This is a genomic window from Paludibacter propionicigenes WB4 (genome assembly GCF_000183135.1).
Taxonomy (GTDB): domain Bacteria; phylum Bacteroidota; class Bacteroidia; order Bacteroidales; family Paludibacteraceae; genus Paludibacter; species Paludibacter propionicigenes.
In genome coordinates, this window is record NC_014734.1 from 1,714,547 (window position 1) to 1,738,955 (window position 24,409).

19 protein-coding genes and 1 riboswitch are annotated in these 24,409 nt (G+C 38.2%); of the genes, 11 read left to right on the forward strand and 8 right to left on the reverse strand.

The genetic code is table 11. From position 1 onward, the window contains the following. The first annotated feature begins 12 nt into the window (after positions 1-12). Positions 13-519 carry an OmpH/Skp family outer membrane protein gene (locus PALPR_RS07240; RefSeq protein WP_013444961.1) on the forward strand — a complete coding sequence of 169 codons (507 nt, stop codon included), beginning with the start codon at positions 13-15 and terminating at the stop codon, positions 517-519. A gap of 43 nt (positions 520-562) precedes the next feature. On the opposite strand, the gene PALPR_RS15670 is transcribed toward PALPR_RS07240, so the two are convergent. From PALPR_RS15670 to PALPR_RS07265, 6 genes are all read right to left on the reverse strand, one after another. Then, positions 563-862: a nitrous oxide-stimulated promoter family protein gene (locus PALPR_RS15670; protein WP_083807190.1), complete on the reverse strand. Its 300-nt coding sequence runs from the start codon at positions 860-862 to the stop codon at positions 563-565. Between the two features lie 191 nt (positions 863-1,053). Further along, on the reverse strand, positions 1,054-1,368 hold the full coding sequence (locus PALPR_RS07245) for a MerR family transcriptional regulator (protein WP_013444963.1): 315 nt from the start codon (positions 1,366-1,368) through the stop codon (positions 1,054-1,056). A gap of 16 nt (positions 1,369-1,384) precedes the next feature. Beyond that, on the reverse strand, positions 1,385-2,668 hold the full coding sequence (locus tag PALPR_RS07250) for a lytic transglycosylase domain-containing protein (protein WP_013444964.1): 1,284 nt from the start codon (positions 2,666-2,668) through the stop codon (positions 1,385-1,387). Positions 2,669-2,700: 32 nt separating this feature from the next. After that, positions 2,701-3,414, reverse strand: a complete 714-nt coding sequence (locus PALPR_RS07255) for a DUF5683 domain-containing protein (protein WP_148226439.1) — start codon at positions 3,412-3,414, stop codon at positions 2,701-2,703. Positions 3,415-3,424: 10 nt separating this feature from the next. After that, positions 3,425-4,306 (reverse strand): ParB/RepB/Spo0J family partition protein, encoded by an 882-nt coding sequence (locus tag PALPR_RS07260; protein ID WP_013444966.1) that lies wholly within the window; start codon positions 4,304-4,306, stop codon positions 3,425-3,427. A 51-nt stretch (positions 4,307-4,357) separates the two neighbouring features. Continuing rightward, positions 4,358-5,131 carry a ParA family protein gene (locus PALPR_RS07265; protein ID WP_013444967.1) on the reverse strand — a complete coding sequence of 258 codons (774 nt, stop codon included), beginning with the start codon at positions 5,129-5,131 and terminating at the stop codon, positions 4,358-4,360. A gap of 460 nt (positions 5,132-5,591) precedes the next feature. Here PALPR_RS07265 and gldG point away from each other — a divergent pair, with 460 nt between their 5' ends. The 10 genes from gldG to nudC all read left to right on the forward strand — a co-directional run bounded on the left by gldG (position 5,592) and on the right by nudC (position 21,563). Continuing rightward, positions 5,592-7,283 carry a gliding motility-associated ABC transporter substrate-binding protein GldG gene (gene gldG, locus PALPR_RS07270; RefSeq protein WP_041620782.1) on the forward strand — a complete coding sequence of 564 codons (1,692 nt, stop codon included), beginning with the start codon at positions 5,592-5,594 and terminating at the stop codon, positions 7,281-7,283. Positions 7,284-7,690: 407 nt separating this feature from the next. Next, the gene (locus PALPR_RS07275; protein WP_013444969.1) at positions 7,691-10,966 is read left to right on the forward strand and encodes a SusC/RagA family TonB-linked outer membrane protein; all 3,276 of its coding nucleotides are present in this window, start codon (positions 7,691-7,693) and stop codon (positions 10,964-10,966) included. Between the two features lie 111 nt (positions 10,967-11,077). After that, positions 11,078-12,526: a SusD/RagB family nutrient-binding outer membrane lipoprotein gene (locus PALPR_RS07280; protein ID WP_013444970.1), complete on the forward strand. Its 1,449-nt coding sequence runs from the start codon at positions 11,078-11,080 to the stop codon at positions 12,524-12,526. 52 nt (positions 12,527-12,578) lie between these two features. Continuing rightward, positions 12,579-13,127, forward strand: a complete 549-nt coding sequence (locus PALPR_RS07285; protein WP_013444971.1) for a hypothetical protein — start codon at positions 12,579-12,581, stop codon at positions 13,125-13,127. A gap of 17 nt (positions 13,128-13,144) precedes the next feature. Then, the gene (locus PALPR_RS07290) at positions 13,145-14,629 is read left to right on the forward strand and encodes a calcineurin-like phosphoesterase C-terminal domain-containing protein (protein WP_013444972.1); all 1,485 of its coding nucleotides are present in this window, start codon (positions 13,145-13,147) and stop codon (positions 14,627-14,629) included. 152 nt (positions 14,630-14,781) lie between these two features. Next, positions 14,782-15,094: riboswitch (cobalamin riboswitch) on the forward strand. Positions 15,095-15,330: 236 nt separating this feature from the next. Then, complete coding sequence (locus PALPR_RS07295) at positions 15,331-17,577, forward strand: TonB-dependent receptor (RefSeq protein ID WP_171805029.1); 2,247 nt, start codon at positions 15,331-15,333, stop codon at positions 17,575-17,577. A gap of 106 nt (positions 17,578-17,683) precedes the next feature. Continuing rightward, a complete protein-coding gene (locus PALPR_RS07300) occupies positions 17,684-19,123 on the forward strand; it encodes a PepSY-associated TM helix domain-containing protein (RefSeq protein WP_013444974.1) in 1,440 nt (479 codons plus the stop codon). 191 nt (positions 19,124-19,314) lie between these two features. Beyond that, positions 19,315-20,082, forward strand: a complete 768-nt coding sequence (locus PALPR_RS07305; RefSeq protein ID WP_013444976.1) for a threonine/serine exporter family protein — start codon at positions 19,315-19,317, stop codon at positions 20,080-20,082. Then, positions 20,082-20,570 (forward strand): threonine/serine exporter family protein, encoded by a 489-nt coding sequence (locus PALPR_RS07310; RefSeq protein WP_041620786.1) that lies wholly within the window; start codon positions 20,082-20,084, stop codon positions 20,568-20,570. The genes PALPR_RS07305 and PALPR_RS07310 overlap by 1 nt, the downstream gene beginning before the upstream one ends. Positions 20,571-20,726: 156 nt before the next feature. Next, positions 20,727-21,563, forward strand: a complete 837-nt coding sequence (nudC, locus tag PALPR_RS07315) for an NAD(+) diphosphatase (RefSeq protein ID WP_013444978.1) — start codon at positions 20,727-20,729, stop codon at positions 21,561-21,563. Between the two features lie 80 nt (positions 21,564-21,643). Here nudC and PALPR_RS16210 read toward each other — a convergent pair whose 3' ends face one another. Together PALPR_RS16210 and feoB are read right to left on the reverse strand one after the other, a co-directional pair. Beyond that, positions 21,644-21,841, reverse strand: a complete 198-nt coding sequence (locus PALPR_RS16210) for a FeoB-associated Cys-rich membrane protein (RefSeq protein WP_013444979.1) — start codon at positions 21,839-21,841, stop codon at positions 21,644-21,646. 72 nt (positions 21,842-21,913) lie between these two features. Further along, positions 21,914-24,397, reverse strand: a complete 2,484-nt coding sequence (gene feoB, locus PALPR_RS07325; RefSeq protein ID WP_013444980.1) for a ferrous iron transport protein B — start codon at positions 24,395-24,397, stop codon at positions 21,914-21,916. Positions 24,398-24,409: the final 12 nt, after the last annotated feature.

The following is a 24,409-nucleotide window of genomic DNA, read 5'->3' on the forward strand; positions in this document are numbered from 1 at the left end:
AATAAAAATAATATGTTTAAGAAAATTGCTTTATTAGTGCTTTGCGCTCTTCCTTTCAGTTTAATGGCACAGGAAGTAAAATTAGGTCACATCAATTCTCAGGAGATTCTATCGTTAATGCCTGAACGCACCACAATCGAAAAAACCATTAGTGATTTACAAGCTCAATGGGAAAAAGAAATTGCGAAAATGCGTGAAGAATATTTTGCAAAAACAAAAGAATATCAGGAAAAACAAGCGACTATGCCTGAGAGCATCAAACAAGCTCGTCAAAGCGAAATTGCAGAAATGGAACAACGTATTAGTACTACAGGCCAAAATGCTCAGACTGATTTACAAAAAAAATCACAGGATTTATTTGCTCCCGTAATTGAAAAAGTCAAAAAAGCAATTAATGAAGTTGGTGCTGAAAATGGATATCTTTATATTTTCGATCTTGGAGCACAAAGTATCATCTATCAATCTCCAAAATCAAATGATGTAACTGCACTGGTTAAGAAAAAATTAGCTTTAAAATAAGCCATATTTATTTTATAAAAAAACAGACTTTGAAGTTAATTCTTCAAAGTCTGTTTTTTTTGATATGATTCAAAAAATCGAGAGGATGGTATAAAAGCATCCTTGGCCCCGAGAACCTCATTACTTCCTTTATCTTCAATCGAAAATCCGGTTTGTAGCAATGTATAGTGCAGTTGGCACATTTTCCTTTCTCATCTCCAAACGGGCATTTAGACAATCTCTCTATTGCATATTGCATTAGTAAAGAACAATCCTCACATAAGTGAACAGTTCGATGCTTTTTTCGACAATATAGGCTTATCATCTTATGAACTGTAAGCTTTTCTTGTTCTATATTTCCCATAATTTTATGGTTAAGGTATAATTGAGCTAAAAAGATATTACTCCTCACAGAATAAATTAAAAATAAGATATCATAAGTTCTCTATAAAAGAAATTAGCGAGTAGATAAATTAGTAGAAGAAAATAGCGGATTACCCCCTAAGAGGCAATTATCAGGAGTAGATTTTCATTCAGAAACAAAAAAAAAAATCACTAAAGTGCATTGGAAATTCCTATCAGCTCTTTTCTGATAGCTTTAAGACGTTCTACAACTTCCTGCTGCTTTGCTATAGTATCTTTCTTTTGACTCAGCTTACGCCGTGCACCATCTAAAGTCAGTTTTTGTTCTGTAGTCAGATAAATGATCTGCTTGATAGTTTGGATATCATCCGGAGTATAAAATCGCGTTCCCTTATCGTTTCGTTTAGGATTAAGTTGTTTAAATTCTTTCTCCCAAAAACGTAGGTTTGATTGATTGATGCCGAACATTTTGGCAACTTCAGAGATGGAATAAAAAAGCTTTTCCATATTTCTCGTAAGTCAATTATTTAATAATCTTCAGTTTCTGACCTATCACAATTTTTGATCCTTTGATGTTATTCCATTTCTTTAATTTCTTCAAAGAAACGCCATATTTGTCAGCTACATCACTTAAGGTCTGACCAGATTTAACCTTATGATACGTTACCCTTCCGGATCCTCCGGGAGTTATAGTAGCTGCGGCCTGAATAATTTCAATTTCGCCACGACGGTTATTAATCAGTTCATCAGCCTTATAAGAAACCACTTCGTTGAATTTAGCAATAAATGCATTAATGGAGTTCAAAGGCAGGCACAAGGCATAAGGCTTGATATCGCCCGGAATTATGTCTTTTTTATATTGCGGATTAAGTAGGCGAACTTCATCAATCGGAAGATTAAGTACGTTTGCAACCTGTTCGAGATGTATGCGTTGATGTACCATAACTGTATCTGTCAACGTTGGCATATTTACAATGGCTGGACATAAATTGTGCTGAGAAGCATAATGTAAGGAATAATTAGCCGCTATAAAAATAGGGACATAACCTCGGGTTTCTCTGGGCAAATAAGGATATATAGCCCAGTAATCGCGCTTTCCTCCAGCACGTCGTATAGCTTTATTTATATTTCCGGGACCACAATTATAGGATGCTATAACAAGGTTCCAATCACCATAAATGGCATACAAATCCTTCAAAAATTTAGCAGCAGCATTTGTAGCTTTTACCGGCGAAAGTCTTTCATCTACCAAACTGTTTATTTCAAGCCCATACATGCGACCGGTGCCAATCATCAACTGCCATAAACCCGCAGCTCCCATTCTGGAAACAATAGTGGTATTTAGAGCCGATTCAATAATTGAAAGATACTTTAGTTCCAGTGGTAAATTATTTGCACCAAGCACCTGCTCAAATAATGGGAAGTAATAATTACTCATTCCAAGCATATACTCTACCTGATGACGTTTACGAACAGTGTATAATTCAATGAACGAACGTACATTAGGATTATACGGCATTTCCATCAAACATGGCATTTTGGATAACCTGAGTTTGTAAACTGAATCAGGAACAGCTACAACATTATCACTTGAGTTACAATTTAATGTGCTGGCTCGTTGTATAACCCACGATTGGAGCATATAATCCAACGTATTATCAAATTCCAACGGAACAGTCAATGTGGAATCAAACACCAACTCATTAGCCGACTTATCTTTATGCGCATTACTTTTAACCTGTGAATGAACACATGTTGAACTAATTAGAAAGAGTAAAACGGTTGAAAACAGTATTTGAAACCTCATCTTAAATATATATATCTTTATAAATCAACTTACTAAAAATTAAAACTACACTGCATTGCAAATGTATTATTGTAGCCGTTTTTTATCATTATCGGCTGAAAACGCATAGACAGGTCAGGACTGATATCAAAATCGTACAACTGAGCATCAACATAAGCATCTACAATTGACAATGCGTAACAACCAATTGCTGCAATTATACTCAAATCTCTGTATCGTCTGAAAGCGCTCTGAGCAGTATTCAAGGTTTTTTCGTATTCAGAATAACCCCGATAATCTACTTCAATAGTACGCCCTTTAGGCAAAATTTGATAAAAACTAACTTTACTTTTATCCTTGTCTATAGCATTCTTATAATTAATATCACTCGTATTATACTTATTTATATCCAGATAAGCATTTCTATACGAATTATACTGCGTTGAATTCCATGAAATCGCATAAGCACAACCAAGAAAGGCGCCATATACGATGGGCAATTTCCAATATTTCTTATTCAATATTTGCCCATAACCAGGAATAATAGCTGCCATCCAAACAACCTTAGATGGATTTGGTTTAAAGGCTTTCAATTTTGTTGAATCCTTTGTCAGCGTTACATTGTTTACAAGCGGAACAGCTTGTTTCTCAATTAACCGTGCAACCGTATCTATAGGCAATCGAGTGCTTATAGTATCAGCCTGTGCCATTGCACTTTCCGATATCAGAAAAATAAAAAGAATAAGTATGCTTAGGTATTTATACACAAAAACAACATTAAATTTTGTCGAATAATTCCATAATACGCGCCAACTCTTCATCGCTGGCAAAAGGAATTGAAATTTTGCCTTTACCATCCGAGTTGCAGAGAAACTGAACTTTAGTCCCAAAAACATTACTCAATTGAGTCTGCAGTTCATCAAACTCTTTAAGTTTAGTCACCGGATTTCCCCCACCCGATTTAGGTTTAGTGTCTAAACTACCTGTTTCTAAGAATAAGCGTACAAGTTCCTCAACCTTACGCACTGTATAATCATTTTGAATAATCGATTCATACAAATGCAATTGTACTGCAGGATCGTTCAATCCTAAGATAGCACGGGCATGTCCCATATCGATTTTCTTATCCTTAATTCCCATTTGAATTTCGGCAGGCAATCGAAGCAACCGCAAATAATTAGCAATCGTAGCGCGTTTCTTTCCAACCCTTTCACTCAAACGTTCCTGAGTCAACTTGTATTCCTCCATCAAACGATAGAAAGTCAAAGCAATTTCAATAGCATTTAAATCTTCACGCTGAATATTTTCAATCAGCGCCATTTCCATCACCTGTTCATCGGCAGCCGTTTTTACGTAAGCCGGGATGGTTTTTAGTCCAACTTGCTTTGATGCCCTAAATCTGCGTTCACCGGCAATAATTAAGTATGTACCATCATCATTCTTACGCAGTGTTATTGGCGAAATAACACCTAATTCGCGAATTGAAGCAGCCAGTTCACTCAGGGCATCTTCATCAAAATAAGTTCTGGGTTGATTCGGATTTGCAAAAACCAAATGCATTTCCACTTCGCTGATAGACGATGATCCGCTTGTACTAATATTCTCAGTATCAATCAAAGCACCCAAACCTCTTCCTAAACCTGTTATATTTTTTGCCATACTCTGTTTTACGAAACGCAGCTTTTATTAATTTATTTCTTTGTAGGCTAATCAATTAACCTTTTTGTTTTTTGCAATCAATTCCTTAGCTAAGTCCATATAATTGGTTGAACCTTTCGATTCTGCATCATACAGCAAAACCGGTTTTCCGTGACTGGGAGCCTCACTTAAGCGCACATTACGGGTTATAACCGATTCGAATACCATTCCCTCGAAATGTTTTCTTACTTCTGCATAGACTTGATTAGCCAAGCGTAATCTATTATCGTACATTGTCAGCAAGAAGCCCTCAATTTCTAATGCAGTATTTAGTTTGCTCTTTATAATCTTGATTGTATTTAACAGTTTGCTAATTCCCTCCAATGCAAAGTACTCACATTGAACCGGAATAATAACAGAATCTGATGCTGTTAGTGCATTGACAGTTATCAGACCCAGAGACGGAGAACAATCAATCAACAAATAATCATAAGACGATTTCAATGGAGTCAGGATATTCTCCATCACCCGCTCTCTGTTGTCCATGTTCAACATTTCAATTTCAGCCCCAACCAAGTCGATGTGAGAAGGTAAAATATATAAGTTCTCTACATCGGTTTGATGTATTGCCTGAGCCGGCGGTACATTATCTATTAAACACTCATAGATGGTAAACTCAAGCGTTCTGATATCTACGCCCAAACCCGATGAGGCATTAGCCTGAGGATCGGCATCAATAAGCAATACTTTTTTTCCAAGCGAAGCCAAAGACGCTGCTAAATTAATTGCAGTTGTGGTTTTTCCTACACCACCCTTTTGGTTTGCCAACGAGATTATTCTACCCATATAGAAAGGATTTATTAGAAATGAACGTGAGATTAAATATACAGACACAAAAATTTATACCGATTTTCATCAGTTTAAATTCTTCCAGTCAGAAAAAGCCAACTCTCTGAATGTCAAAATTATTGACTTAAGCAACTGTTTTTTATACCGATTTGCAAAGATAATAAAATAAATCCACCCTTTCAATAAGCAACTGAGGCATCATTTATAAATAAGTTTTTTTAAGGCACAAAAATGAATATTGTGTTTCAAGCTCTTTACACCCGCATTTTTTCACTTAAGCACTTTAGTTTGGACAAGTCTCGCAGCTGCATTTCAATTTTGCTTTTTTTGTTGGATTTTTAAATTAAAACAGTTCCAAAAATGATTATCTTTGCCAATGATAAAATCGGGGTACTTTATCAAATTATTAACTTCTATTTACCTCACAATTAAACTTAAAGACTCAACACATCATTATATGACCATTCGAAATCGAAAAAATCTACTCTTATTGATTCTTCTTCTGACAGTCATCATACTTTCATATTTTTATTTTTTTCGCCTCGACCTTACAACCGACAAGCGATATAGCGTGAGCAGTCAGACTAAAAACCTGATGGAAAAAATAGAATCTCCGCTTGAGGTGGTGGTTTACCTTGATGGTGACTTAAACCCAGGATTTCAACGACTGAAGAAATCAACGGTTGAGCTACTCGAAGAATTATCTGTTTATGCCGGCAAAAACATCAGTATCAAATACGAAAACCCTTCATTAGCAGATTCTCCTGAAGAACGAGAAAAAAGATATACACAATTGATGAACAACGGACTAACTCCGACCGCTGTTTACGAAAGAGATAAAGAAGGAAAATCTATTCAGAAAATTATTTTTCCATGGATTGAGATCAGCTCAAATGGAAAAAAAATCCCGGTTTGCCTATTGAAAAACATTTTGGGAAATTCCGGAGCCGAAAATTTAAATATTTCCATTGAGAATCTGGAATTTGAGATTACAGATGGTATCCGCAGATTAGTCAATAAAGATGTAAAGAAAATTGCATTTCTTGAGGGGCACGGCGAACTCACTGAAGCGGAAACCTATGACATCAGCAAATCTCTGAGCCGTTATTTTCAGATTGATCGTGGCACTCTAGCCAGCAATGCCGCAGTACTGAATGATTATAAAGTTGTGATAATTGCGAAACCCATAAAACCATTTAGTGAATCCGACAAATACATTATAGACCAATATATTATGAACGGAGGAAGAGTCCTCTGGTTGCTCGATGGTGTAAGAATCTCAAAGGAAAACCTATCTACAATCGGACTTTCGCCGGCCATTGAACTGGACTTAAACCTCAATGACCAGCTTTTCAGATATGGCATTCGCATAAACTCCATCCTACTCCAGGACGTGCAATGTGCTAGCGTACCTGTTAATATTGCACCAGCCAATGCATCTCCTCAATTCGAACCGACTCCCTGGTATTTTGCGCCGTTATTATTGGCTTCGCCCGAACATCCTGTAAGTCGAAACATCACCGAAGTGCGTTCAGAATTCTGTTCCGGAATTGATGTTGTTGGTAACAACAAGCAGGTAGATTATCAATTACTACTGGCCACCTCGGACAATACCCACATCATTGGCACACCTACAACCATTGATTTAAGTCAAAAAATTAAAGAAAACGATAAAACATACTTCAGCGGTGCTTATGTTCCGGTAGCTGTTTCGATGGAAGGTATTTTTGATTCGGATTTTGCCAACAGAATGACTCCAAAGGGATTGGCCAATACCACACCTACACTAAAACAAAGTGTTAGAACCAGACAAATCGTTGTTGCAGATGGTGATATTGTAAGAAATGAAGTTTCCAGAAAAGACAGTGCTTCAATTCCATTAGGCTTTGACAGATACATGAATCAACAGTTTGGCAACAAGGATTTTGTCCAAAATGCAGTACTATTCCTTGCCGATAACGATGGCTGGATGCAATTGCGCTCACGCACTATCAAGTTAAGACTACTCAATAAAAAAATCATAAGCGAGGACAGACTTTTCTGGCAACTTACCAATGTTTTGACCCCACTAACATTATTACTTTTGTTTGGTATCGGTTATCAAATAATTAGAAAGAGAAAATATACCAGAAATCAATCTGTAAAATAATCTATTTCTGTTTCAAAAAATAGCAGATTTTATTCAAAATTTATAAAAACAGAGGGTGTTCATTACAAGTAATACTCTTTTATTTCGTCCCAACTTGCTCCGAATTATCAGCACTTTCTCTATCAATAATAAGGCCGAAAACAAACTATTCAGACAATTTCCCTCTCATACTCTATCCTATCAGGCGCAAGCACCTCAAAGATTAATGGAGCAAATAACTAGCCAAATCATCATAATGATTTATACAACAGAAGGTTACATATATCTAAAAATATAGTCGTTAATTTACTTCACATATAAATCTGTACACAATATTCACAGCTTAGTAATCATTGCATAACAAGAATGTAACCTTAATGAAACTTAAATCATCTTATTTTGTGAGCAAATAAACATTATAAGAATTTATGACTGATTTAAAAAAATTATTTAAGGCAAAAAAGTTTGTATTGTTACTTTCGTTCGTCGCATTTCAGGTTATTGGATATGCGCAATCTACTATTAAGGGCAAGGTTACCGATAGTAAAGGGGATCCTTTAATAGGAGCCACTATAGTAGTCAAAAACTCTGCCGAAGGTGCTGCCAGCAATGCACAGGGAGAGTTTTCATTCCAAACGAGCAAAACTCTAAAGCACGGATCTATTCTTACATTCAGCTATATTGGGTACAAAAGTCAAGAGGTGAAATTCAATGACACTTACCTCAACGTATCCTTGTCCGATAACTCAACAGAACTGGATAATGTAGTAGTTACAGCTTTAGGTATAAAACGTGAAGAAAAAGGATTAGGATATTCTACCCGCAGCGTTGGGGGAGATGAAATTGCAAATACAAATCAAAGCAACTGGTCGTCAGCACTTAATGGAAAGGTAGCCGGGTTGTCAGTAATGTCTCCCGGAGGTCCGCTTTCATCCACCAGGGTTTCATTGCGAGGTGATGTATCCTTAAATGTTGGTGGAAATAATGCGCTAATTATTGTAGATGGCGTGCCTATGAGCAGCCCACAAAGTAACCCCGGAGTAGCTTATGGTGCAGGAAGTGCAGCAGAACTATCCGTTGATTATGGAAATGGCTTCTCGGATATAAATCCTAACGATATAGAGAATATCCAAGTACTAAAAGGAGCTAGCGCTACAGCTTTATACGGTACGCGTGCAGCCAACGGGGTAATTATGGTTACAACCAAATCCGGCAGCAATGCAAATAAAGGATTGGGAGTAACATTTACGTCCAATATAAGCACAGAAGATGCTGCTCATTTCCCAGATTATCAGTACGAATTTGGACAAGGACTTCCAAGTAACATAGGCAAAGTAGGAACCGAATATGCAGGAAAATTATACTATTCTTATGGAGCGGCCCCTGACGGAAACTCATCTACCAGTGGCACCAGTAGTGCTTATGGAGCAGCCTTCAATCCTGATCAATTATATTATCAATTTGATCCTATTACTCAAACAAGATCTACTACTGCAACTCCCTGGATACCTTACAAAGACAATCGGAGCGGCTTATTTCAGACAGGATACACGCTTACAAATTCTGTTGCAATAACGGGCAAAGGAGATAAAGGATCGATGCGTGTATCCCTTACTCATACAAAAAATGAATGGATATTACCAAACACCGGATTTCAACGTTTTGTAGCCAGTGTTTCGGCACAACAACAAGTTTCAAGGCGGTTAAAGGTCGCATTAAAAACTTCGCAAACTTACCGAACAACGGATAATGTTCCTGCCCTGGGTTATAATAGTAATTCCATTTCGTACTTTTTGATTTTCCAAAATCCCAATGTAGACTTAAGCTGGCTACGCCCAATGTGGAGAACAGGTTTAGAGAAATCAAAACAGCTACAACCTTATAGTTCATTCATCGGTAATCCCTATGTTACATTATACGAAAACGAAAATCCATCAAAGAAATACAGTAGCGCTTCTTCGCTTACAGCCAATCTGGAATTGTCCAACAGATTTGAATTTCAGGTTCGTTCTGCAATTCAGTTGACTAATGATATCCAAGAGCAACACAGAACAGTGAGTGATGTAGTATATGGAAACGGTTACTTTAAAAAGCAAAATGTATTTGACTATGAATTAAATACAGATGCTTTACTAACGTTCCATGATTCGTACAGCAATGGTCTTACGGTAAATACTTCTGTGGGAGGAAATGTAATGTATAGATACTACGATGCACTTTCGTCAGCTGTTATCGGATTGATAACTCCGGGCATATATATGCTGGCTAACGGGGCATCAAATGCTGTGGTATCAACTAACATCAGAAAAAAAGCCATTAACAGCTTATACTTCACCGCCAATTTTGCATATCAAAACAAATTATTTCTGGATGTAACAGGCCGAAATGATTGGTCATCTACACTGCCGGCTCAAAACAGATCCTTCTTTTACCCATCGGTTACAACCAGCATACTTGTAAATGAACTAGTCGAGTTACCCTCAGCAATTAGCCTTTTAAAACTAAGAGCTTCATGGGCGCAAGTTGGTAACGATACTGATCCTTATAAAACTTCAAGTTATTATAACACCGGCAATTTTCCGGGCTCCGTAACAGTAGCTTCAACATTATTCAATCAAAACTTTAAACCGGAGATATCAACCAATTACGAAACCGGAATAGATTTCAGAATGTTTAAAAATCGTTTAGCTATAGATTTGGCGTATTATAGCAATAAAACCAAGAACCAGATTTTAGATGCTCCGTTAGATCCGACGACTGGCTATTCCCGGGCTACAATTAATTCCGGAACAGTTCGAAATCAGGGCATTGAGGTTGAATTAACTGCAATCCCGGTGAAAACAAAAGATTTCGTTTGGAAAGCAAACCTGAATTGGTCAAAAAACTACAACAAAATTCTTTCGTTAGCAGAAGGATCTGACGAAAATCAACTAATCTCCAATATTGGTAGCGCTTCTCTGATAGGAACCGTTGGAGGAACCACTGCTGATTTGTGGGGATATAAACTGGTTCGGAATCCAAATGGAGATGTAGTTATCGGAGCAGATGGTCTACCATTGCGTGGAAGCGAAATAGAATACGTAGGTTCCGCCTATCCATCGTGGAAAGCAGGAATGTCCAACGAATTTACATACAAAGGATTTAGATTCAGTTTCCAAATAGACGGACAACTTGGTGGGTTGATTTATTCACAGTCTTTCCACAAAATGACAGAACAAGGAAAACTAGCCTATACTCTGAACGGACGTACACCAGGCTCTCAGTATTATATAGCAGGCGACGATCCGCGCATTACAGGGAACCCAGCATTAACTCAATCAGGAGGCATTTATATGGTAGCTCCGGGCGTTGTAAAAAATACCGATGGTTCATACAGTCCAAATAGTAAGCTTATTACAGTTGAATCATATTATAAAGAGTATAACCGCATAGCAAACGTTGAAACAAACTCTTTCGATGGTTCATACCTGAAACTTCGTGAAGTCAGATTTGATTATTCGTTGCCGGCTAAAATTATCAAGAAAACTCCTCTGACTGCAGCTTCTATTGGCGTTTATGGACGAAACCTGCTATGTATAACCGATTATCCTTTATTCGATCCTGAAACAGTAGCATTAAATGGAAGTTCAATAGTTCCGGGTATTGAAACCGGCTCATTACCCTCTACCCGAACACTGGGAGTAAACCTGAGTGTGAGTTTCTAATAACAATACTGTGTACCTAACTGATTATCAAACAAAATTAGTATAAAACTGGAATTTGAATCAATGTTATAAGTTCTCAAATCCAACACATACGATAAAAAATAGCTTTATATGAAATATCTTAGTAAAAAAATAGCTTTACTCGTTCTCATAACGTTAGCTTTCAGCTCTTGCACCAATTTCGATGAGCTGAATACCGACCCAACCCGGCTAAATCAATCCAATCCGGGCACTTTATTAAACCCTGTTCTCTACGAAATGGCTTCTTATAACTGGAGCAGATATAACGACTACACTTTTCCACTGATGCAAGGCACTGTATCAACGTCGAGTATTAGCGGTGTGGGTTGGTACAACATACAAGATGCTGCAGGTGATGGGAGTTGGTCTACTTACTATAAATGGCTAACCAATATCAAAGAAATGGAGAAACAGGCAATCAAGCTTAATGAACCAAATTACCGCGCCATAGGAATGACTCTCAGAAGCTGGATATTCCAGCTATTAACTGATGGATTTGGAGATATTCCTATGACAGAGGCTTGTCGGGGCGGAGAAGGTATCTTGACTCCAAAGTTTGACAATCAGTTGGACGTTTACAAACAAATCATCAACGATTTAGATTCTGCCAATATGATTTTCGATACTGCTAACGGTTTAAAATACAATGCAGATGGAGAGTTATTATACGGAACTAACACTACGCTGACTTCAGGAGTTTCAACCGGAATTGTGAAATGGAAACGATTTTGCAACTCTTTAAGAATGCGCGCTTTGCTTCGTACATTAAATGTATCAGATCTTAACTCGAAAAACAAACTGTCTGAAATGCTTACCAACCCGACAAAGTATCCTGTATTTGAGTCAAACACTGACGCTGCACTTCTTCCTCTATCGGGAGTAAATCCTCAGTTGGCTCCAATGACTCGTCCGCAAGATTTTACGGCTTATATCTACTTGTCAGAATTTTTTGTTGAGAATCTGAAAACATGGAACGATCCGCGATTAGCACTATTTGCAACTCAGGCAACTAATGGTACTGTAAAATCGTATATTGGTCTGCCAAGCGGATACGCAGTTACTCCATCAATCAATGCCTCTCAGCCAAAACAAGCTTTAGCAATAGCTCCCATGAAGATAACATTGATGTCGTATGCAGAACTTGAATTAATAAAAGCAGAATACGACCAACGTTTCGGGACCGCGACTGATGCCGGTAATCATTATAAGAAAGGAGTGACAGCCTCTATCGAACAATGGGGAGGAGTTGTACCTGCAACTTATTTCTCGAACGCAGCAGTAGCTTATAATGGCACGCTGGAACAATTAATGACTCAGAAATATTATGCATTATTCTTTTGCGATTATCAGGCATGGTATGAGTATAACCGTACCGGGCTACCCAAAGTACCACGGGGTGTGGGCGTTTCTGTAGGAAAAGACATCCCAAAACGGTTTAAATATCCGATGGCTATACAACGGACAAACATGAAAAATTATCAACTTGCAAAAGCAAATATGGGAGGCGATGAATTCTCAATAAAACTTATTTGGCAATAAGTTCTCAGAATAAATCAATATTTCTTTAATTCATTAACTAACTCTGATTTTTATGAAGAAAATAATTCTTGCAGCATTTTCATTGCTTATTTTCATAAGCTCTTCAGCACAACAATCTGGAGATTTGGCAATGAGAACTAATGAAAACAAAACTGATAATCTTGATATTAACCCATCAAGCGCAATAAAACCGCATATAAAATATACTCTCGAATCATACGGAAACTCTATCAATATAAAAACTGCATTTCAAGATGAGCACTATTTAGGAGATACAATTTCAATTAAATGGAATTTGTTTTTAAAAAATTATAAACGAGTATATGAACAGACTGTTGGACTTTCGGGAAGCACAGTAGAAATAGTCAAACCTACAGTTTTTAATGCTGTGAGTAAGATAAACAATTACTACAAGAAGCTCTTTAAAAATGGAACTTTAAGCAAAGAAACTCTAGTTGCAAACATGAGTCACATATTAGATTGTGCAAATCTTCTTTGCTACGAAGATGACACAAAAAAAATAGAGTATGACATCAAAAATGCAAAAGATCCCAACGATATTCTTCAGGTATTCAAATCTATAGAAATTATTTATCATTAATCAAAACAAAAAAACATATGAACAAGCGTACACTTTCCATTATATATGGATTAATTATCCTGTTTAATCTTTCGTTGTTAAATTGTCAGGCAAGCACCAACAATATTGACAACACCTCCGATAAAACCCAAATCAGCGACAAAGCCGGAATGACTGTAAAAGGCTTAATTGTGGACAATAACAATAAGCCAGTAGAAGGTGTGGTAGTAAACGATGGCAAAAATTTCACCACCAGCGACCAAAACGGTATTTATTATCTACCATCCGAACTTTCGCGAAACAAATACGTAAGCATCTCAATACCTTCTGATTTTGATATTGAGAAGAACGTGGCAAACAGTTATTTTACAAAACTCTCGGATAAAGAAGCCGTAAACCGACGAGATTTCAAACTAAACAAACGTATAAAAAAAACTGACAAGTTTGTTTACATAGCAATCTCCGATCCACAAGTTAAAACAAGCAGCGATGTTAGCAGATTAGAGAGTGAAACAATGACTGACCTGAAATCGACAATAAAACAAAATGCAGGAAAAGAGATTTATGCAATGACTTTAGGGGATAATGTTTTTGATAAGATGAATCTGTTTCCACTGTACAAAACTATGCTTTCTTCACTGAAAGTTCCTGTCTTTTCCACCATCGGAAACCATGATTTCGACCTGAAATATAACGATTTGCACAACACAGAAAATCCGACAAACAATTACGCTGAAGAAATCTACGAATCTTTTTTTGGCCCTGTAGATTATTCATTCAATCTGGGTAATGTACATATAATCAGTATGAAAAACATTGATTATTTTGCAGGAAAGAAATACACCGAGCAATTTACACCCGATCAACTTGAATGGCTAAAAAAAGACCTCGGATACGTAAAACCCGGCACCGTTATTTTTCTGAATCTGCATGCTCCCACTGCCAATAAAACATCGAAAGGCTCTGGCAATACCCGAAATGCAGCAGCACTTTTTGAGATTCTAAAAGGCTATCAGGTACATATCTTTGCAGGTCATACTCATTTCTACGAGAACGAAGAGCCTGCACCGGGTATATATGAACATAATATCGGAGCTGCCTGTGGAGCATGGTGGGCAGGCGGCGTAAATCGTTGCGGGGCTCCGAACGGCTACCTGATTGTTGACGTAAACGGCAAAGAGATCAAATGGCATTACAAATCAACCGGTAAAGACATAAACTACCAGTTCCGTGTATATAAACCGGCCGAATTTGCCACGCAAGCAAATTATGTAGTTGCAAATGTATGGGACTGGGACAGCAGTTACCAGATAAAATACTATGAGGATGGTGTTAGCAAAGGTTCAATGGAACAATTCGAAGATGAAGATCAGGATTTCATAACCATGAAAAATGGCACGGGAACAGGATATCACACCCTGCATCTTTTCAGATTTCAACCCAAACCTGAAACAAAAACAGCAAAAATAGAAGTAACCAATCGCTTTGGTGAAATCTACACACAATCAATCAGTTTAAAATAAAACTTTCGATTATTCAATATATTTCCTTTCCTCATATCAATAAGACTGACAACTACTTAGCAACAGTAGTTGTCAGTCTTATTTGTTGCATATCACCTTCAACACTTACCCAATAATACATACTTTACTACTGGGATTTAAAAAAAAGTCTTATCTTTGCACCCGTATTTGGTTCACTTCTCTGCATTCGCAGAAAGTGATTAAAAGGGAATCAGGTGAAAATCCTGAACAGTCCCGCTGCTGTAAACTCTTTCTTTAATTGACAATAAACAATTGAAGAAAACGTATTGAACAACACTTTTGCCACTGAAGCATCAGTTATCAGGTATCAGGTATCAGTTATCAGTTGAAGTCAATCTGACTTTTTTACTGTTTACTGTTTACTGTTTTACTGTTCACTGACATCGGGAAGGCGTTCAATAACGGGAGTAAGTCAGAAGACCTGCCGATATATCGATTTGTAGCTTTCGGGAAAAAAGCAAACAATCAGCAGGCCAGTATGTCATCTCTTAGTGTGTCTTCGTTTGTTTTTATTTTCCATTGTTATAAATCTGGGATTTTGTATTTCACCAATTTAAATAACAATGAAAGAACAAAAAACAAAACACGCAAAAAATTCAAACAACGGGAAGATTGTTTGGCTTTGTCTCATTCTGACAATTATTTTTTTTCCAAAAAATGCATTCTCGCAGAAAAAAAACATGTCCGACTCGATTTATTCTATCGATGAAGTGCTCGTCACGAGTAAACAACAACGACGGGAAGTAATGAAAATTGACGTACCACTCAAGTATGTCCCTGTATCTATCAGTAGTATTTCGAGAAAAACTTTTGAACAACGCGGCATCGACAATGTAAACGATGCGCTAAAAAATGTAACTGGCGTAAAACCTGTAGTAACCTATGGCGGTTTTCAAACGTTTTACATGCGGGGCTTTGGTTCTCCGGTACTGATGGTTGACGGACAGCGCGATGAGCGGATGAATTATTCGAGTAGCGCTCCGGTGCCGGACCTGACATCGGTAGAAAGTCTCGAACTCCTCAAAGGTCCGGCATCTGTGATGTATGGTCATTCGGCAGTGGGCGGCATTCTGAATATTGTGCGAAAAGCGCCTACCGAAGCATTTCACGCCAATGCCTCTATATCATACGGGAGTTGGAACAGCAAGCGGGCTACATTTGGTTCGGGTGGTAGTCTGAGCGAAAAGCTTTCGTACCGACTGGATATTGGAACCTCCGACAGGGATGGTTGGAGAGATAACCACGATAAACGGTTTTCGTCCTACCTAGCATTAGCTTACAAGCTTAGTTCCAAAGATAAATTGGAACTGAGATCGGGCTATGTAAATGATCTTTACGGTACTGAAGCCGGAATTCCTACCGTGCTCTATGATGTGAAAAATATTGCCGGGAGTGTGGTTTCTCCCAAAAGCACAATTCCTTCGACTATCAGTCGGGAGCAGCGGTTCAATGATCCGTCCGACTTTTTAAAGAATAAAAATTATAATGGTTTGCTGAAATACAACCATATCTTTTCGGATAACTTATCCATGTCTAATATCTTTTCGGTAAACAAAGATGATATCAATTACTTTTCTACAGAAACACTGACCTATCTCACGTCAACAAAACCTATTTATTCTACTTATTATGAACAGGGAGGAGTTAAAACCTATATCTGTCTGGATAGTATTCAACGCTCATCGCCCCTGCGCTTCTCGCATATGACAACAACTTACCAAAACCAGTTGGAAACAAACTGGACTCCTGTTATTGCCGGGCTAAAGCATACGATACTAGGAGGGTGGTCTGTGATGTATCTGGATAGAACAACTTATACCGGATATAATACCGGGGATGTCGTAGGACCGGGTTATTTGGCAACAGTGACTTCGGTAAATCCTGTATTGAATCAGGGAGCCATCATTACCCGCTTCTCAAAAGCAAATCCTCGACGCGACATGACCAATGGTTTTTATTTCCAGGATTTGATTGAGCTGAGCAACAAATTAAAAGTATTACTGGCCGGTCGTCTTGATCTGTTCAAATTTCAGGCTGCCGGTTCGGCGAACACCATCGACGGTCAACGAGATTACCTGCGCAACAATCTGAATTGGAGTTCCTCACAGAATACCTCTTTCACCTACAAGGTTGGTGCAGTTTATCTGCCTACTGAGAACTTTTCTTTGTACAGTTCTTTGGGTACGTTCTTTAAACCTTACCGCGATATTTATAACTCTACTTATATTTATGTGAATAAAGAAGGGACGGTTTTTACTCCTGTCAACGGTGAAGAAATTTTTAAACCAGAATCAGGTTATCAAGCAGAAGGAGGCTTCGGATACGATTATAAGAAATACATTCGTGTTACTGCCAGCGCATTCTACATCCACAAAGAAAATATTCGAGAGAATGTCGCTACAGTAAAAGTGGACGAAAACGGAACACAGGTAACCAAAAGAGTATACGCTCAAATAGGAGTAGTTAACTCTAAGGGGTTTGATATTGAAGCGCAGATTAATCCTATCCAATCGCTTACCTTGGGTGGAGGCTATACGTTTACAGATGCCGAATACGGCGATTTTAAATCGAACCCTTATGTGCAGGGAGATACCCGCAAAGGAAACCTACAAGTTTATTCTCCAAAACATCTTTTATTCGCGTCGGCTAATTATCTGTTTATGGATGGACCATTGAAGAACTTTAGCGTTGGAGGTGCATGCAATTCTTCCAGCAAATCGTACACCAATGCTACTAACACGATCTTTCTGCCTTCCTATTTTGTGGCTGATGCTCATGTGAGTTACAGCTTTAAAACAGGATTGAGACTGGGCATTGTGCTTAAAAATATAGCCGATAAAACTTACTATGAATGGGCATTAAACAATAGTCAGTTTATTCCATCGGAAGGGCGAAGCTGTCTGGCCACACTCAGCTATTCACTCTAACTAAGTAGTTAATCTTTTTCTTTAAGCTGTGGAGGAATTCCCAACTGAAATTCCTCCACAGCTTATTTTTTCCTCCAGAATCTATTTACAGTTCCAAACAAATAATATGAAAATCTTTTTTATAAAACTCCATCGCTACCTTGGGCTGGCGCTTAGTTTTGTATTTGTAATATGGTTCATCTCGGGTTTTGTGATGATGTTCTCGTCCTTCCCCAAACCGTTGAAAGCCGAGTACGCCAGACTAAACAGCCCGATACATCCAACCATCATTTTAAACAATACAGACAGTATCAGGTCTCTTGTTTTGCATACACGACTGGATGAAACCCTACTTAGCGTAACTAAACAAAATGGAGAGCAAACAACTTACAGTTATCCCGATGAACATGCTGTTACCACTTATTCAGAAACCAGCTGTAGGAAATTGGCTGTGATGCGTGCTAAAGCCTCTGTCGGAGAAATGGAATCTATCTCAGATTATGACAGATGGATTCCGTGGGAGAAGTATAAAGACTACTTTCCCATTTATAAATACCGGATGAACGATGGAAAGAAAACGGTACTATATGTGTCGTCGGTCACCGGAGAGATTGTACAGGAAACTAACCGTACAACCCGACTCTGGGCTTACGTTGGAGCTATGCCCCATTGGGGATATATAAAGCAATTGCGACTTCATGCTGATTGTTGGAAAAATACCATTATCATTATCTCTGCACTGGGTGCAATTATGTGTATGGTCGGATTATGGCTGGGCATTAGCTACTCCCGAAAGGCATGGAAGCGCAAGAAAACGATAAGTTCCATTACACCCTACAAACATTTCTGGTTTCGGTGGCATCACATACTCGGCTTGCTGTTCGGACTGGTTACGTTTACATACGTTTTTAGCGGTATGATGTCCCTTTGCGAAGTTCCGCAATTTATAGCAAAGAGTCCCGACGAAAATGCTGTACGGTCGGATGCTCAGGCTCTGCCGTTAACCCGTTTTACCCGCAACCTAAACGAAGTCTTGAAACATTATCCACAAACCAACCGTGTGGAATGGAATATGATTGGAAAAGAACCCTACTACAAAATCAGCGACAAGGAAGGACATATAACTATGATACATGCCGACAGCAACCGGACAGAGTATCATCCTGTGTTTAGCAAAAAAGAAATACAAAACATCTACAATAAGCAAATCGGTCGGCATCCATTCTCGCTCACACTTCAGAAAGCATACGACAATTATTATATTCCATCACAAAAGCGGCAATGCCCTCTCCCTGTTTATTGCCTGACAATCGATGATGAATTTAAAACAACGCTTTACATCCATCCGAAAAACTCCGAACTACTGGCTGACTATAATAACAATACACGCATTCGTCGTTGGATCTACAATTTTTTCCATTCCTTTAATACGCTTTGGTTAATTGATCATCCTTTTTGGCGAAGACTGCTGGAGATCTGCTTACTTAGTGGAGGGTTACTGCTTTCAATTACAGCAATGACTCTTACAAGCAAGCGAATCAAGAGAGTCAAACTAAATACAAAATAATCACGTTAGATTTCTTTAAAAACTAAACAGAAACAGAAGCATTGAATCACAGAAACAATAAATATCTCATAAATGAAGTAAGTTTTTTCGAACTCCTCTTTTTGTTCTATTGTTACATACATAAAACTTAGATTTTTCGCTTCAGTACAGCTAGAGTAGTAAGTCATAAAATTCAAAATATTATGTAATCTATGATAAATAACGAAACATCATTGCGTTGGGCAAAATTTGTAGCAGAGTATGCGGCATACCTTATGGGATGCGGTATTCACACGTCAAGAGTCATACGTAATACCAAACGTATCGGAGAGGCATTGGGCTTCGATGTAAAAATCAGTGTGTTTCAGAAAAGTATCATTCTCACAATTCTGGATAACGAATCTCAGCACACTTTTAGTGAGGTTATAGAAATTCCCGTACTGCCCATTAGTTTCAAAAACAACGCGGAGCTAAGCGCATTAAGTTGGGAAGCTATAGACAAGCATCTGAATTTTGAGCAGATTAAGGAAAAATACCAGCAAATAATATCAGCTCCGAGAATGAATTCTTTGCTGCTATTGTTGCTAGTTGGGTTGGCAAATGCATCTTTTTGTAGATTATTTAAGGGCGATTGGCTATCTATGCTTATTGTGTTTATCGCCACTATCGCCGGTTTCTTTGTCAGAACCGAACTACAAAAGCGACATGTTAATCATTTTATTATCTTCATCGTATCAGCATTCGTTGCTTCTCTGCTATCATCAACTACGCTATACTTCAACACAACTTCTGATATTGCTTTGGCAACCAGCGTATTGTATTTAATCCCGGGAGTTCCACTCATCAATGGAGTAATTGATATTGTAGAAGGACATACGCTTACCGGAATAAGCCGACTAGCCAACGCGTTACTACTGATAGCATGTCTTGCTATCGGGCTTTCATTCACATTGATTTTATTTAAAGGAGGTCTAATATGATAATAGCACTTGACATACTTTCAGATGGGTTTTTCGCTGCAATAGCAGCCATTGGTTTTGGGGCTATTTCCGACCCGCCAAAACGCTCGTTTAAATTTATTGCTTTACTTGGAGCCGTTGGCCATGCTTGTCGCTTTTGCCTAATGAATTATTTTCAGGTTGACATTGCGGTAGCTTCGTTTGTAAGTGCTTTGATAATTGGGTTTGGAAGTCTTTGGTTAGGTGGCAAAATACATTGCCCGACAACCGTGATTTATATACCGGCGCTTCTGCCAATGATTCCGGGTAAGTTTGCCTACAACACTGTTTTTGCGCAAATCATGTTTTTACAAAACATGAATGTACCAACGCTGAAAGCAAAATACATGGAAATGTTTTTCTCAAACGGAATGGTTACGCTTACGGTCATTTTCCTGTTAGCAATCGGAGCTACATTACCCATGTTTTTATTTAGCAAAAAAGCTTATTCTCTGACAAGAAAGCTATAGCAGAAGCGGGCAGACAGGGTATTACTTTGGAAATAATTAAAAAAATGACTTACTGAAACAAAAACAGGATTTTGTCATTTTTCAAGGTAAGTTTTCCTTTCTTTTAACTACCTTTGTGCTTTCTAAAGTAACACAGAAATAAATCATTTTTCGCTCATGATTCAGGATATATTACCACACAGTTTCGACAATCATTACCTTGCCGGAGCAAAAATAAAGGACAATGACTTTCTCCTTCACTTTAAAGAAAATACACTTTTAATAAAAACGAATAATGAAAATGTTGATTTACCCCGACTGTCTGACTTTCGGAATATAAGCGACGAATCAAATATTACTTTTTTATTCACTCTGGATGATGTTTCGGGCTTTATTTTGTGGGACGAAGCTGAAACGGTGGAAAAAGAACATTTTGAATACAGAGAAATCGGTTTTTTCAGGACTATTCCTCAAAAAGAAATTGGCTGGATAAGTGTAGTGGGACTGCATCTTCGAAACTGGTACGAAGAACATCGTTTTTGCGGAAAATGCGGGGCTGAGACTTACCACAAATCCGATGAAAGAGCCTTGGTGTGTCCTGCTTGTAACACGCACTTCTTCCCTAAAATTTCGCCAGCCATCATTGTAGCTATCATCAATAAAGACAAAATCCTGTTAGCCAGAAATAGCAATTTTAAAGCTGGTTGGCATTCATTAATAGCCGGTTATGTAGACGTGGGAGAAACGTTGGAAGAAACCGTAGTGCGCGAAGTAAAAGAAGAAGTAGGTCTTGATGTCAAAAATATCCGGTATTATAAAAGTCAACCATGGCCACTGTCGGGATCATTGATGATTGGATATATTGCTGAAGCCGATGAAAACCAACCTATTGTAATCGACAACAAAGAAATAGTCGAAGCAGCATGGTTTAGCAGAGACAATTTACCCAGTCATCCCACCAACGCCAGTGTTGGAGGTGAGTTGATTGAAAAATTCATGAACGGAGAAATATAAACTACGACCAATCAACCAACTCATCGAATCAGGACATACTCAGGTATTTATGCCTGAATATTCCCTGGAAATTATCTAGATTATTTAGTCGCACATCCACACGTTGAGGGATTTTTTGATGGAGTTTTGCTGTTTTTCAAAATTTCTTTCTTAACATCACACCCATTACAATCGCCACAGGGCGATGTGTCTTTTTTGCGTATATTTTTCAGCACTGCATACACTGAATAGATTATTGCAAATACTATAATTATCAAAACTATTATATTCTGTGTCATTACATTCGTTTTATTTGGAGATTATCATTTAATCAAACACTCCAACATGTTAGCCTACAATTAAAGTTCGTTTTATATAAACAAACTTCCTATCTGATATGTTGCAAAAGCCACCAACCAGGCCATGGCAGTAGTATAAACCATGGTAAATACAGCCCATCCCCAACTGGATTCTTTTTTTATAGCCGCTATAACAGCTACACAAGGGAAATAGATCAACACGAAAAGCATAAAAGCAAAACTTACCAAAGGCGTGAAAACCTTTTGCCCTTTCAGCTCTCCACTGTTATGAGTCTGTGCCCGCAATTCATCTTTCAGAGAATTCGAATTCTCATCAGCTTTTAAGTCTGCTTGATAAAGAATACCCATAGAACTAACCACAATCTCTTTTGCAGCCAATCCAGTAATAATACTCACACCCATTTTCCAGTCAAATCCCAATGGACTTATTACAGGCTCGATAGCATGTCCTAATTGACCTATATAAGATTTTTCCTGACGTTCAGACTCTTTACTTACTTCTAATTGTCGGACAGCCTTATCCTTTTGATCAGGCTTCAACCCACTATTCGACTGAACTTGTTGAATCTTCGAATCATAATCTGTTGTATAGACTATATGACGTGGAAAATATCCTAAAGCCCAGATTAATATGGAAGCCAACAAAATAACATTCCCCATTTTCTTCAGATATTGCTGACCTTTATGCCACATGTGCAGACTTGTGTTTTTCAACGTTGGAATCCTATAGGGCGGCAATTCCATCACAAAAGGCACTTCTTTTTTGGCAAATGCTATCCTCTTCATCACCAAAGCTGTTAGAATTGCCAACACTATTCCAACCAGATAAATTGTAAAAAGAACAAGCCCCTGATTAGCCGGAAATATAGCCGATATAAGCAATACGTACACCGGTAACCGGGCGCTACAGGACATAAAAGGGGTGATAATCATCGTCAGAATACGGTCCTTTTTGTTATCCAGCGTACGAGTCGCCATTATGGCCGGCACATTACAACCAAAACCCATCACCAGTGGAATGAACGACTTACCATGCAAGCCAATTTTATGCATCAACTTATCCATGATAAACGAAGCTCGAGCCATGTAGCCGGTATCTTCCATCAATGAAATAAAGAAAAATAATATCAAAATATTAGGAAGAAAAACGATCACTCCTCCTACTCCACCGATTATTCCATCAACCAGCAAATCGCGTAAAGCTCCCGGAGACATGGTCGTCTGAAGCCAATCACTCAGCGATTCAACTCCCGTATTGATCCAGTCCATAGGATAACTACCAAGAGTAAACGTCGCCTGAAACATCAGCCACATAAAAAACAAAAATATAGGGAATCCCAGAAACCTGTGTGTCAGCAAATCATCAAGTTCCCGCTTACTTTCCCTTTTGTCTTTTTTGACCTCCTTATACGTTTCTTTCAATGCACCATCAATAAACCCATATTTGGCATCGGTTATAATCGTTTCAGAACGTTCACCATATTCTTTCTCAAGCTGCGCAATAGTTTGTTTTGCTACAGATTTAATTTCCTCATAATTAGCAAATTTCTCAAGCTGAGCTAGCGTACTTTTATCAGTTTCCAATAATTTGATCGCAACATACCTTGACGATAATTTATCTGTTATAGACGGATTTTTCCAAATTTCATGTTGAATATCATGGATTGCTTTTTCTATTTGAGCTCCATAATTTATATGAATATGACGCACACTCGGATCCCGGTCTTCATACACATCGATGAGTTTCTCGAATAATTCGTCTACGCCTTTCCCTTTCGATGCTACAGTCGGTATAATCGGAATACCAATCATTTCGCCTAAGCTCACATAATCAAACTTTGCTCCCTTCTTTTCCAACTCATCATACATATTCAAAGCCACTACAACCTTGATATTCATATCAATAAGCTGGGTGGTCAGAAACATATTACGTACAAGGTTGGACGAATCAATTACATTGACTACAATGTCAGGCATCTTTTCGGTAATGTGCATCCTCACGTACAGTTCTTCGGGCGAATACTCTGTTATAGAGTATGTTCCGGGCAAATCGACAATTTTAAAAGTATAGCCATCTTTCTTCATGATGGCTTCTTTAGCATCTACCGTGACACCACTATAATTTCCAACACGCTCATGAGAGCCCGAAGCATAATTAAACAGAGTTGTTTTTCCGCAATTAGGATTCCCCACCAATGCCACATTTATTACTTTCCCTTTCTCAAGCACAGAAACCTTAAGCGATTCTTCATCAATAGTTCCTTCAAATTTCACCTCTGATAAGCCTGCCGCTTCTTCCAAAGAAACAACTTCAACCAATTCCGCTTCACTTCTCCGAAGTGACACGTTGTATCCCATAATTTCGTACTCCACCGGATCTTGCAAAGGCGCATTTTTTATCACCCTCACCTTCTTCCCCTTCACAAATCCCATTTCGGTTATGCGCTTTCTGAACGCTCCATGACCAAGTACTTTTGTGATTATAGCCTCATCACCTGTCTTAACATCAGAAAGATATGTGTTGTTAGTTATCATTATATATGCTAA